The sequence below is a fragment of the Rhodanobacter sp. UC4452_H20 genome, from assembly GCF_052978205.1.
Genome location: NZ_CM129662.1, coordinates 1,362,695 through 1,375,402 on the forward strand (window position 1 = coordinate 1,362,695; position 12,708 = coordinate 1,375,402).

The window sequence follows — 12,708 nt, forward strand, 5'->3', positions numbered from 1 at the left end:
CGGTGCGACAGCGTTCGCACCGGTATCGGACGGCCAGGGCTGGCGGCATCAATCCTGCCGCGGCCGTCTGCGATAATCGCGCCATGCCAGAACCGCCCAAGTCCGCTCCAGCATCCTCCAATCCCCGCCTGCAGGCGCTGCTCGGGCATGAGTTCTTTGCGCCGCACCACTGGAAACGCCGGTTGGTGTTGTGGGCGGGCGCCGTGCTGGTGGCGCTGGCCGCGATCCTGTTCGCCAAGGCCAGCGTCTGGTCCTACCAGTTGTTCCTGCGCATCCTGGATCACGGCATCTGGATACCGCTCATCCTCACTCCGCTGGTGTTCGGGCTGCTCGCTCAGGCAACGGAGGGGCGCCTGCGCGCGACCCGCGGCAGCGGCATTCCGCAGGTGATCGCCTCGCTGCACATCGAGGACGGCGGCTTTCGCACGCGCATGCTGTCGCTGCCGGTCGCCGCCGGCAAGATGGTGCTGACCCTGGCGTCGCTGGCGGTGGGCGCCTCGATCGGGCGCGAAGGCCCGACCGTGCATGTCGGCGCAGCGCTGTTCTACTCCATCGGCAGGCGTTTCGGCTTCAGCGACCCCAAGGCTGCATCGCGCTTCATCCTCGCCGGCGGCGCAGCCGGCATCGCGGCGGCGTTCAACACGCCGTTGGCCGGCGTGGTATTCGCAATCGAGGAGCTGGCCGGGACGTTCGAGCACCGCTTCAGCGGCCTGCTGCTGACCGCGGTGATCATCGGCGGCGTGGTGTCGCTGGGCGTCATGGGCAACTACTCATACTTCGGCGAAGTGGACGCCAGCCTGCCGCTGGGCAGCGCCTGGTTGGCCGTGCTGTTGACCGGGGTCGGTTGCGGCCTGCTCGGCGGCCTGTTTGCGCGCCTGATCCTGCTCAGTCGACGCGGCCCGCTGGCGCAGGTCGGTCGCCTTCGCGCGCGCTGGCCGGTGTTGTTCGCCGCCGGCTGCGGCCTGGCACTGGCGGTGCTCGGCGTGTGTACGCACAACAGCATCTACGGCACCGGCTACGACCAGGCCCGCGCGATCGTGCAGGGCACGGCCGCCATGCCGGGCCAGGACTTCGGCATCGCCAAGCTGCTGGCCAATGTGGTCTCGTACTGGGCCGGTATCCCCGGTGGCATCTTTTCGCCGGCGCTGGCGGTAGGCGCCGGCCTGGGCCAGAACATCGCGCATCTGCTGCCGGGCGCGCCCGCCGGTGCGGTGGTGCTGCTGGGCATGAGCGCCTACCTCGCCGGCGTCACCGGTTCGCCGCTGACCTCGGCGGTGATCGCGATGGAGCTGACCGACAACCAGGACATGGTGATTCCGATCATGGCAGCCTGTCTGCTTGCTCGCGCGGCCGCGTCGCTGTTCTGCCCGACCCCGGTATATCGGGACTTCGCCGAACGCATGGTGCGCGACGCCGAGCGACAGCAGCAGGCCGAGCGGGCCCACCACCAGCCCGCCAGACCGTTGCCCGCAGCCGCCGAGACCACGGCCTACCCCGACTCCGCCGAGTCCGGCCAACCGCAGCATCCCGGCAAACCATGACGGAGCGATACCGATGACCCAACCACGCTGGGACCGCCTGCTGTTGAACGCCACCCTGGCGACGTTCGCCGGCGAAACGCCGTATGGCTTGGTCGAGCACGCGGCCATCGCCATGCAGCACGGGCGCATTGCCTGGCTGGGGCGGATGAACGAACTGCCGGACGCGCCGGTGGCGCTGGCCGACGAAGTGGAATCGCTGGACGGCGCCCTGGTCACCCCCGGGCTGATCGATTGCCACACCCATCTGGTGTTCGGGGGCGACCGCGCCGACGAGTTCGACCTGCGCCTGAATGGCGCCAGCTACGAGGAGATCGCCCGCGCCGGCGGCGGCATCGCCTCCACCGTCAAGGCCACCCGTGCGGCCAGCGAAGAGTTTCTCTACGCGCAGGCGCTGCCGCGCGCCCGCGCGCTGCTGGCCGACGGCGTGACCACGCTGGAGATCAAATCCGGCTACGGCCTGGAACTGGACAGCGAACGCCGCATGCTGCGCGTGGCGCGCCGGCTCGGCCGCGAGCTGGGCATCAGCGTACGCACCAGTTTCCTTGGCCTGCACGCACTGCCGGCGGAGTTCAAGGATCGCCGGGCCGACTACCTGACGCTGGTCTGCGACGAGATGCTGCCGGCGCTGGCGCGCGAAGGCCTGGTCGATGCGGTCGACGGCTTCTGCGAGAGCATCGGCTTCAGCGTCGCGGAAGTTCGTCGTCTGTTCGAGCGGGCACGCGAACTCGACTTGCCGGTGAAGCTGCACGCCGAGCAGTTGTCCGACCAGCACGGCGCCGCCCTGGTGGCCGAGTTCGGCGGGCTGTCGGCCGATCACCTGGAGCATCTGGGCGAGGCAGGCGTGCGCGCCATGGCCGCCGCGGGCACCGTCGCGGTGCTGCTGCCGGGGGCGTTCTACGCGTTGCGCGAAACCCGCTTGCCGCCGATCGACCTGCTGCGCGAACAACGCGTGCCGCTGGCGGTGGCCACCGATTGCAACCCCGGCACCTCGCCGCTGCTGTCGCTGCGCATGGCGGCGGGCATGGCCTGCACGCTGTTCCGGCTGACCCCGGAAGAAGCGCTGCGCGGCGTGACCGTCAACGCCGCGCGCGCGCTGGGTCTGTCCGATCGCGGCACGCTGGCGGCTGGCCAGCGCGCCGACGTGGTGATCTGGAATGCGCGCCAGCCGGCGGAACTGTGCTACTGGATCGGCGGCAACCTGGCGCGGCGGGTCTACGTGGCCGGCGAGGCAGTATCGCGGCGCAAGCCTGCGCAGCGCGCGGCGGGCACCCAGCCGTAGGGAGTCGCCGCGCCAGGACTCTTCGGATCACCACCGCGCAAGGCGTTCGCGCAAGGCGGCATGGAAGGCCGGCGGCAATTCCGCCCGCACCGGCACGCGCCACCAGTGCGGCCGCGCGAACGACCGGCACTTGACCGCATCCTTGTCGGTCATCAACAGCGGCAGGTCGTCCGCGAAATCCAGCTCGTCCGCGCTGAACGCATGGTGGTCGGCAAAGGCGTGCCCGATCACCTCGATGCCGGCGGCGCGCAGGCTGTCGAAGAATCGCTGCGGGTTGCCGATGGCCGCCACCGCATGTGCCGGCCCGGTGGCGAAGCTGGCCAGCGGGCGACGCTCGCCGCCTTCCAGCGCCACCGCCTCGTCGCCGCGCAACTGCATCGGATATTCGCCGGCCTCGGCGGTGCCGCCGTTGCATACGCGCAGGTCCACGCTGCGCAGCCGGCCCAGCGGCTCGCGCAGCGGGCCGAGCGGCAGCAGCTTGCCGTTGCCGAAGCGACGGACGCCGTCGATCACGCAGATCTCCACGTCGCGCGCCAGCGCGTAATGCTGCAGGCCGTCATCGGCCACCACCACGTCGCAGCCGGCGTCGAGCAGCAGCCTTGCCGCCGCGGGACGATCGCGCCCGACCGCGACCGGCACGCCGCTGGCGCGGATCAGACAGGGTTCGTCGCCGACCTGTCGCGGGTCCGGCGAGCCGCCGAGCAGCAGCGGCTCGCGTTGCGTGCCGCCGTGACCGCGACTCACGACGCCGGGCCGGAAACCGTGCTCGCGCAGGCTGGCGGCCACCGCGATCGTCAGCGGCGTCTTGCCGGTGCCGCCGGCGGTGAGGTTGCCGATGACCACCACCGGCACCGGCAGGCGCTCGCGGCGCAGCCAGCCGATGCGGTACAACGCGCGACGAAGCCGGATCACGCCGCCGTAGAGTGCAGCCAGCGGCCACGTCCACCACGGCGCGCGACCGCCGCCGTACCAGGCCGATGCGAGCGTGTCGGGCAGCGCCATGACGGGCGTCTCAGCCGCCGGCCGTTACGGCCGCGGCGTCGTGGAACTGCATGCGGTGCAGCGCGGCGTACTGCCCTTTCAGCGCGAGCAGTTCGGCGTGGGTGCCGCGCTCGACGATGCGGCCCTGATCCATCACCGCGATCTGGTCGGCGCCTTCCACGGTGGACAGGCGATGGGCGATCACCAGCGTGGTGCGATCCTTCATCAGCCGTGTCAGCGCCTGCTGGATCAGCCGTTCGGACTCGGTATCCAGTGCGCTGGTGGCCTCGTCCAGCACCAGGATCGGCGCGTTCTTGAGGATCGCCCGGGCGATCGCGATGCGCTGGCGCTGGCCGCCGGAGAGCAGGTTGCCGCTCTGCCCGATCGGCGTGTGGATGCCGAGCGGCATGCGCGAGATGAACTCCATCGCATTGGCCGCCTCGGCCGCGGCGACGATTTCCGCCTCGCTGGCGCCGGCCAGTTCGCCGTAGGCGATGTTGTTGGCCACGGTGTCGTTGAACAGCACCACGCTCTGGCCGACCCAGGCAATCTGCCTGCGCAGCGAAGCCAGCGTGTAGCTGCGGCAATCCTCGCCATCGAGCACGATGCGCCCGGCGCCGGGCACGTTGAAGCGCGGCAGCAGGCTGACCAGGCTGCTCTTGCCGCTGCCCGAGCGTCCGACCAGGGCGGTGACCGTGCCGGGCGCGCAATCGAGATTGACTTCCTGCAGGGCGGGAACATGGCTGCGCGGATACGTCAGGCCGACGTCGACGAAATGCAGCTCGCCGCGGCTGCGCTCGAGCTCCAGCGTGCCGGCATCGCGCTCCGGCGGCAGGTCGATCACGTCGAAGATGTCCTCGGCCGCCGACAGTCCGCGCTGGATGTTCGCCTGCACGTTGGTGAGGCGCTTCAGTGACGGCAGCATGGTGCCCATCGCGGTGAGCACGGCGAAGAACACGCCGGGCGTCATGTTGACCAATACCTGCGGCCGCGTGCCGAGAAACACCAGTGCCGCCAGCGCGCTGGCCGCCACCAGTTGCACGGTGGAACTCGACGCCGCGTTGGTGGCGGCGATCTTCAGGTTGAGCCGCCGCGTATGCCGGGTGATCTGGTCGAAACGCTCGGCCTCATGCGCCTGGCCGCCGTACACGCGCACCTCGCGATGCGCGCCCACGGATTCCTCCACCGTGCCGGTGACCGAACCCATGCTGCCCTGGATGCGCCGGCTGATCTGCCGGTAGCGGCGCGCCACCACCGTGGCCACCAGCGCGATCGCCGGCACCATCACCAGCAGCGAAAGCGTCAGGTAGGGGCTGTAATAGAGCATCACGAACAGCATCGCGATCACGGTGAAGCCGTCGGTGATGGCGATCTTCGCCGCACTGCTGGACGCCGCGGCGACCTGTTCGCTGGTGTAGGTGATGCGCGAGATCTGCTGGCCCGACGGCTCGCTGCCGAAATACGGCGCCGGCAGCTTCAGGTACGCGGCGAACACCTCCAGCTGCAGCGCCTGCACCACGTGCCGGCCGATGTAGGAGATGCCGTAATCGCTGACGAAGGTGCCCAGCGAGCGCACCAGGAAGATCGCGATGATCCAGATCGGCATCCAGAAGATCAGGTACGGGTCTTTCTGCGCGAACAGGTTGTCGATCATCGGCTTGATCAGCCCGGTGAACAGCGCCAACCCGCCGCCGTCGGCCAGCATGCCGACGAAGGCCACCAGGCCGATCGCCCAGTAGCGTCGCGTGTAGCCGAGCAGGCGTTTGTAGGTCGGCCAGCTGCCCGCGTCTGCCGCGGTCGCCTGGTCCGCGTTCATTGCGCGGCGCCCGGTTTGCTCGGTGTCGTGGCGATCGACAGGCGGGTGAAGCCAAGCTGGCCCAGTGCATCCATCGCGGTCACCACGTTCTGGTTGGGCGTCATGGCATCGGCACGAATCGTCACCGCCTGGTCGCGGCTGTCGCCGGCATGGCGCGCGAGGCTCTGCTTGAGCGCCTCGATGCCCTCGCCCATCACCTCGTCGCTGCCGACGAAGAAGCGGCCATCGCGGTCGATCATGATGGTCAGCGCCGGCGCGTTCATGTCGCGCTCCTGCACGCTCGCCTGCGGCAGCGTCACCTTCAGCCGCGAATGCTGCACGAAGGTGCTGGTGAGCACGAAGAACATCAGCAGGGTCAGCAGCACGTCGATCAACGGAATCACGTTGATCTCGAAATCGTCTCCGCGGCGGTCGTTGCCGATGCGCATCGTCGGTGCCTCAGCCCGCGCTCGGCGCGACGGGTGCCGCCGCGCGACGGGTACGCGCGGGTGCCGGCGCGGCCAGGGTCAGGTCGTCCAGCAAGGCGGTGGCCTGCTTTTCCATCAGCACGCAGTAACCGGCCACGCGCGAGCGGAAGTAGCGGTGCAGCACGTAGGCGGGGATCGCCACGGTCAGGCCGGACGCGGTGCAGATCAGCGCCTCGCCGATGCCGCCGGCCATCCGCGCGGGATCGCCGATGCCGCCGCCCATCACCTCCATGAACATGCGGATCAGGCCGATCACGGTGCCGAACAGGCCCAGCAGCGGGCCGATCAGGGCGATCGTGCCCAGCGTGTTGAGATAGCGCTCCATCCGGTGCACCACGTGGCGACCGGTGTCCTCGATGCGCTCCTTGATGATCTCGCGCGGCTGCCGCCGCACCGCGAGCGCGGCTGCCAGCAGCTCGCCCAGCGGCGAGCCGTTGGCAAGGGCTTCCAGATGACCGGGATCGAGCTGGCCCGAGCGCGCCCACTGGCGTACCTCGTCGCCCAGCCCGGGCGGCAGCACCGAGCTGCGGCGCAGCGTCCAGCAACGCTCCAGCACGATCGCCAGGGCGACCGCCGAACAGATCAGGATGGGCACCATCGCCCAGCCGCCCGCCATCAGGATATCAAGCACCTTCAGTCCTCGCCGCACCACGCTCCGGGGAAGCGCGCATGATAGCAGCGTCGTTCGCGCGTACTGCGGCAGGCGTGGCAATCCCGGCGTCGCACCATGCTACTCGCGCCAGTAGCGGGGCTGCTGCCGGCGCCAGCCCGGCTGCCGTCGCGGCGTCCCGTCGGCGGGAAACTCCACCTCCACGGCCCCCTCCACGGCGGTGTTGAACAACGGCACGCCCGCCTCGGCATAGCGCGCCAGGACCTCCGCACGCGGGTGCCCGAAGCGATTGCGCCAACCGGCGGAAACCAGCGCCAGCGACGGCCTCAACGCCGCGATGAAGGCCGCACCGGAGGAAGTCTTGCTGCCATGATGCGGCACTACCAGCACCGGCGGCGGGCCCGTCCCCACCGCCGCGGCCACCGCCGGTTCCGCCTTCGAACTGATGTCGCCGGGCAGCAGCACCCGCCCGCCGCGTCCCTCCACCAGCAGCACGCAGGAGCTGTCGTTGTCGCGGTCGCCGCCGCCGGGCGCCGGGCTCAGCACGCGGAAGCGCACGCCATCCCACTGCCACGCCTGTCCGGCCGCGCATTGCTGCATGGGCACGCGCATGCGGGCGGGTTCGCCGGCCAGCCGGCGTGCCTGCGGAAACGCCTCTGCAACCGTCTGCGCGCCACCGGCGTGATCATTGTCGCCATGGCTGATCATCAACATATCCACGCGCGACAGGCCCAGCGCATGGATGGACGGCAACACCACGGCCTCGCCGAGGTCGAAACCGGAGGGATAGCGCGCACCGGTGTCATAGACCAGCAGGTGATCGTGCGTGCGCACCAGCACCGCCAGCCCCTGCCCCACGTCGAGCACCCACAACCGGAACGCTCCGTCGGCCGGCGTACTGCGCGGCGGCAACAGCAGCGGCAGGAACAGCACCGCCCCGAGCCAGCGCAGCGGCACCCCGCGCGGCATGAACATCCACAGCGCACCGACCACCGCCAGCAGCAGCGCGTGGAGCTGCACCGCCGGCAGATACCAGTGCGCCCCCGGCCAGGTGGCCATGCGCTCGAACAGCCACCATTGCGCGTGGACGATCCGCGCGGCCAGCCACAGCACCGGCGCGGCCAGCGGCGGGCACAGCAGCAACAGCAGCATCCCGAACAGCGCGCACGGCACGATCACGAAACTCACCACCGGCACCGCGACCAGGTTGGACAGCGCACCGACCAGCGACGCCTGGCCGAAGAACCACAGGGTCAGCGGCAGCAGCGCCACGGTCATCAGCAACTGGCCGGCGGAGAGTTCGTGCAGGAAGGCACGCCAACCGCGGCCTTGCGCCTGCAGGCAGAGAATCAGGAACGCCACGCCGACGAAGGACAACCAGAACCCCGGCGCCAGCACCGCCAACGGATCGGCCAGCAGGATCGCGATCATCGCCAGCGCCAGCGATTGCGCCCCGCTGCTGCCGCGCCGGCTGCAACGCGCCAGCGCCACCACCGCGATCATCAACAGCGTGCGCACGGTAGGCAGGCCGAAGCCGGCCAGCGCGCTGTAGACCACGGCGAACAGCAGCGCCGCGGCAGCCTGCGCCTGCGGCCGCGGCAGACGCAGCGCCGCTGGCGGCCACCACGCGTAGACCAGCCAGGCCAGCCACACGCCGAACACCGCCGCCACGCCGACGTGAAAGCCGGAGATCGCGATCAGGTGCGAGACGCCGTTCGCCCGTGCCACCGCCCAGTCCTGCTGGCCGAGGCCACGCGTGTCGCCGACCGCGAAGGCGCGCAACAGCGCGGCATCGTGCGGGTCATGCACGCGCGCGGCGATGCCGCGGGCGATCGCCGCGCGCGTGCCGTCCACGCACCAGCGCGGACCCGGGAGGCGGCGATTGCCTTCATCCTCGCGCACGTAGCCGGTGGCGACGATGCCGCGCTCCAGCGCCGAGCGCTCGCTGTCGGTGCTGCCGGGGTCGAGCAGCGCGCGCGGGCGCTTCAGGCGCAGCAGCAGGCGCCAACGCGTGCACGGCGCTAGCGGCGGCGCGCCCTCGTACCACGACACGGTGAGCAGGCCGCGCAAGGCCAGCGGCCGGCCGTCCAGTTGGGCGCTTTCGACCCGCAGGGTGAAGCGGCTGGCATCGGTACGCGCCAGCGGCAATCCGTCGAGACTGCCGACGACGAGCACGTCGCGGCCTTCCAGCGCGCGCGGCAGCCGGGCCTGCATCGCCTGCGTGCCGCACCACAGCGCCCAGGCGACACCCAGAGGCAGGGCGCACAGCCAGCGCGAGCGCGGACAACGCCACGCCCAGGCCAACGCCAGCACGATGAGCGGCAGGCAGATCCACACCGACGGCAGGCGCGGCCACGCCTGCACCAGCAACACGCCTGCCAGCAAGGCCAGCGCCACCGTGATCGCCCCGTGTCGCGCCATGCCGCATCGCCCGTTCCGTCCTGGAGACCGTCGAGCCTAGCGTGCAAGCGGCGACGCTGATGCTGAAAGTGCTGTAGGCGTGCGCCGGGGTGCGCTCCTGCCGTTGACGTCAGGCGCCCGGACCTTCCCGCAGCACGCCGTTGTGCAGCACCAGGGTGCGATCCATCTTCGCGGCCAGGTGCGGGTCATGCGTGACCAGGATGAAGCTGGTGCCGATTTCGCGGTTGAGTTCCAGCATCAGCTCGTAGACCTGCGCCGCGTTCGCCTCGTCGAGGTTGCCGGTGGGCTCGTCGCCGAGCACGCAGGCCGGCCGCGTCACCAGCGCACGCGCCACCGCACAGCGCTGGCGCTCGCCACCGGAGAGTTCCGATGGCTTGTGGTGGGTGCGCGCGCCCAGGCCGACCCGCTCCAGCAAGCCGACCGCCTGCCGCTGCGCCTCGGCGATCGCGGTGCCGCGGATCAGCAACGGCATGCACACGTTCTCCAGCGCGGTGAACTCGGGCAGCAGGTGGTGGAACTGGTAGATGAAGCCGAGCGACCGGTTGCGCACGCGGCCGCGCTCGGCGTCGGAGAGCTTCGACAGTACGCGGCCATCCACCTCCACTTCGCCGGCGGTCAGCGTGTCCAATCCGCCGATGATGTGCAGCAGGGTGCTCTTGCCGGAGCCGGAGGCGCCGACGATCGCCATCGTCTCGCCGCGTTTCAGGGTGAAACTGACGTCGCTCAGCACGTCGGTGCGCAGGCCGCCTTCGGCGTAGGTCTTGGCCACATGGCTGGCGCGCAGCACGTTTTCGCGGGTGGGAGACATGGATTTCTCACTCATAACGCAAGGCCTGCGCCGGCTGCGTGCGCGAGGCGCGCCAGGCGGGATAGAGGGTGGCGAGCAGCGCGAACACGAAGGTCAGCAGCGCGGTCCAGCCCACGTCCTGCCAGTCCAGCCGGCTCGGCACCTCGCTGATGTAATAGACGTCCGGCGACAGGAAGGTGACGTGGAAGGTGTGCTCGATCCACTTGACGATGCCCGGCAGTTTCCACGACAGCAGCGCGCCGAAGCCCACGCCGAAGCCGATGCCGACGAAGCCCACCAGCAACCCCTGCACCATGAAGGTGCCCATGATGCTGCGGGGCGTGGCGCCGAGCGTGCGCAGGATCGCGATGTCCGCCTGCTTGTCGGTGACCAGCATCATCAGCATCGAGATCAGGTTGATCACCGCCACCAGCACGATCAGCGACAGGATGATGAACATCACCAGCTTTTCCATCGACAGCGCATGGAACAGGTTGGCGTTCTCGTCCATCCAGGTGCGCACGCCGTAGTACTGCCCCAACTGACTGGCCAGTTCGCGCGCCACCGGGCGCGCGCTGAACAGATCGTCCAGGCGCAGCCGGATGCCGGTCGGACCAGTGAGATCATTGAGTTTCTCGGCATCGCGCATGTTGACCAGGGCCAGGCCGGAATCGAACTGCTCCATGCCGAGCTGGAACGTGCCGGTGACGTGGAAGCTGCGCATGCGCGGGATGCCGCCCATCGGCGTGGCGCGCAACTCCTGCACCGCCATGGTCACGCGGTCGCCCACCCCCACCCCGAGCTGCATCGCCAGATCGCGGCCCAGCACGATGTTCCAGTCGCCGGAACGCAGGTCGTCGAGCGAGCCTTCGATCATGTGCTGGCCGATGTCGACAACCTTCGGCTCCTGCGCCGGGTCGATGCCGCGCACCCGCACGCCGGCCGAGCGCTGGCCGATCAGCATGGCCTCGGATTCGACGAACGGCGCCGCGCCCAGTACGTGCGGATTGGCCTGGGCGACCTGCAGCGCGCGCGGCACGTCCTTGATCGGGCCGTCGACGCTGGTGATCGTCGCCTGCGACACCGCGCCCAGGATGCGCGAGCGCATCTGGTAGTCGAAGCCGTTCATCACCGACATCACCGTGATCAACGCGATCACGCTGATCGCAATGCACACGATCGACACGGTGGAGATGAAGGAGATGAACTGGTTGCGACGTTTGGCGCGCGTGTAGCGCAGGCCGATGAAGAGTTCGAGCGGTCGGAACATGGGCGATTCGCTTGTGGTGATGGCACGGGGCGGGCCGCCCGGACCGGCATTATCGGTCATTCGACAAGACCGCGCCGATTCGACGAAGTTGCCTCACCAGCGCGGCAGCGCCTCACCCGGCTGCATCGTCGCCAGGCGCATGCGCAGGCGACGGCGGATGTCGGCGTCGCTGTTGTCCGGCGCCAGCAGCAGCACGCAGATGCCGTGCTGCGCCGATTGCATGCGCAGCCACACCAGATCGCCCAGCACGCGGAACGAAGCCAGGCTGGCGGGATGATCCTCGCCGTCCACGGTATGCAGGGTCCAGCCCGACTCTGCGCTCCAGCCGGCGGCAGCCACGACAGTCATCGCCAATCGGCGACACGCCTGCCAGGCCGCCAGTGCCAGCGCAACCACCGTCACCGCGCGCAGCCAGGGCGGCAAGGCGCTGACCAGCACGCCGATCGCGGCGAGCGTCGCCACCAGCAGCAGGTAGCGCGGCAGCAGCCGCGACGGGGAATAATCAAAGCCGATGGCGGGCGCGGATGTCATCGATGATGATCTGCCAGTCGGCTCGGTCGGGACGGGCGTGGCCCATCATCCAGTCCCACAGCTCCGGGTCCTGCGTGTCGAGCAATTCGTCGAACGCCTGCCGCTGTGCCTCGTCGGCCTGCTCGAAACGCTCGTCGAGCCAGCCGCCCAGCATGGCATCCAGTTCGCGCGTGCCGCGGCGGGCACGCCAGCGCAGGCGGCCCTTATCCACGACGCATCATGCGCTGCGCCGCTCCACCATCAGCTTCTTGATCTCGGCGATCGCCTTGGCCGGGTTCAGCCCCTTGGGGCAGGTGCGGGTGCAGTTCATGATCGTGTGGCAGCGGTACAGCTTGAACGGGTCTTCCAGGTCGTCCAGGCGCTCGCCGGTGGTTTCATCGCGCGAGTCGACGATCCAGCGGTAGGCCTGCAGCAGGATTGCCGGACCGAGGTACTTGTCGCCATTCCACCAGTAGCTGGGGCAGCTGGTGGAGCAACAGGCGCACAGGATGCACTCGTACAGGCCATCGAGCTTCTTGCGATCTTCCGGCGACTGCAGGCGCTCCTTGCCCGGCGCCGGGCTTTGCGTGCGAATCCACGGCTTGATCGAGGCGTACTGCGCGTAGAAATGGGTGAGGTCCGGGATGATGTCCTTGACCACGGGCATGTGCGGCAGCGGGTAGATCTTCACGTCGCCGCTGGCGACGCTGTCGATCGCGCAGATGCACGCCAGCGTGTTGGTGCCGTCGATGTTCATCGCGCACGAGCCGCAGATGCCCTCGCGACAGGAACGGCGCAACGATAGCGTCGGGTCGATCTCGTTCTTGATCTTCAGCAGGGCGTCGAGAACCATCGGACCGCATGCGGCCAGGTCGATCTCGTAGGTATCGATGCGCGGATTCTTGTCGTCGTCCGGTGACCAGCGATAGATGCGGAAGGTGCGCGGCTTCTTCGCATCCTTGGCCGGGTAATGCTTGCCGGGCTGGATCTTGGAGTTCCGTGGCAGCGTGAATTCACCCATGGCAT

12 protein-coding genes are annotated in these 12,708 nt (G+C 69.5%); 2 read left to right on the forward strand and 10 right to left on the reverse strand.

All coding sequences use genetic code 11. The annotated features are described in order from the left end of the window. The first annotated feature begins 83 nt into the window (after positions 1–83). Positions 84–1,541 carry a chloride channel protein gene (locus ACVCMC_RS06635; protein ID WP_395117982.1) on the forward strand — a complete coding sequence of 486 codons (1,458 nt, stop codon included), beginning with the start codon at positions 84–86 and terminating at the stop codon, positions 1,539–1,541. A gap of 13 nt (positions 1,542–1,554) precedes the next feature. Further along, complete coding sequence (gene hutI / locus ACVCMC_RS06640) at positions 1,555–2,820, forward strand: imidazolonepropionase (RefSeq protein ID WP_447099112.1); 1,266 nt, start codon at positions 1,555–1,557, stop codon at positions 2,818–2,820. A gap of 27 nt (positions 2,821–2,847) precedes the next feature. Here the strand turns inward: hutI and lpxK are convergent, their stop codons facing one another. The 10 genes from lpxK to ACVCMC_RS06690 form a co-directional block, all read right to left on the reverse strand. Further along, on the reverse strand, positions 2,848–3,822 hold the full coding sequence (lpxK, locus tag ACVCMC_RS06645; protein ID WP_447099113.1) for a tetraacyldisaccharide 4'-kinase: 975 nt from the start codon (positions 3,820–3,822) through the stop codon (positions 2,848–2,850). Positions 3,823–3,832: 10 nt separating this feature from the next. Then, positions 3,833–5,617 carry a lipid A export permease/ATP-binding protein MsbA gene (gene msbA, locus ACVCMC_RS06650; protein ID WP_447099114.1) on the reverse strand — a complete coding sequence of 595 codons (1,785 nt, stop codon included), beginning with the start codon at positions 5,615–5,617 and terminating at the stop codon, positions 3,833–3,835. After that, positions 5,614–6,045 (reverse strand): ExbD/TolR family protein, encoded by a 432-nt coding sequence (locus tag ACVCMC_RS06655; protein WP_395117974.1) that lies wholly within the window; start codon positions 6,043–6,045, stop codon positions 5,614–5,616. The genes msbA and ACVCMC_RS06655 overlap by 4 nt, the downstream gene beginning before the upstream one ends. A 10-nt stretch (positions 6,046–6,055) precedes the next feature. Next, the gene (locus ACVCMC_RS06660) at positions 6,056–6,700 is read right to left on the reverse strand and encodes a MotA/TolQ/ExbB proton channel family protein (protein ID WP_447099465.1); all 645 of its coding nucleotides are present in this window, start codon (positions 6,698–6,700) and stop codon (positions 6,056–6,058) included. A 114-nt stretch (positions 6,701–6,814) separates the two neighbouring features. Then, complete coding sequence (locus tag ACVCMC_RS06665) at positions 6,815–9,115, reverse strand: DNA internalization-related competence protein ComEC/Rec2 (protein WP_447099115.1); 2,301 nt, start codon at positions 9,113–9,115, stop codon at positions 6,815–6,817. A 109-nt stretch (positions 9,116–9,224) separates the two neighbouring features. Continuing rightward, positions 9,225–9,923: a lipoprotein-releasing ABC transporter ATP-binding protein LolD gene (gene lolD / locus ACVCMC_RS06670; protein ID WP_395117970.1), complete on the reverse strand. Its 699-nt coding sequence runs from the start codon at positions 9,921–9,923 to the stop codon at positions 9,225–9,227. Between the two features lie 7 nt (positions 9,924–9,930). Next, complete coding sequence (locus tag ACVCMC_RS06675; protein WP_395117968.1) at positions 9,931–11,172, reverse strand: lipoprotein-releasing ABC transporter permease subunit; 1,242 nt, start codon at positions 11,170–11,172, stop codon at positions 9,931–9,933. A gap of 93 nt (positions 11,173–11,265) precedes the next feature. After that, on the reverse strand, positions 11,266–11,703 hold the full coding sequence (locus ACVCMC_RS06680; protein WP_447099116.1) for a protein YgfX: 438 nt from the start codon (positions 11,701–11,703) through the stop codon (positions 11,266–11,268). Next, positions 11,675–11,857: an FAD assembly factor SdhE gene (locus ACVCMC_RS06685; RefSeq protein ID WP_395121375.1), complete on the reverse strand. Its 183-nt coding sequence runs from the start codon at positions 11,855–11,857 to the stop codon at positions 11,675–11,677. The genes ACVCMC_RS06680 and ACVCMC_RS06685 overlap by 29 nt, the downstream gene beginning before the upstream one ends. 63 nt (positions 11,858–11,920) lie before the next feature. Further along, positions 11,921–12,703, reverse strand: coding sequence for a succinate dehydrogenase iron-sulfur subunit (locus ACVCMC_RS06690; protein WP_395117964.1), 783 nt, complete (start codon positions 12,701–12,703; stop codon positions 11,921–11,923). Positions 12,704–12,708 lie beyond the last annotated feature (5 nt).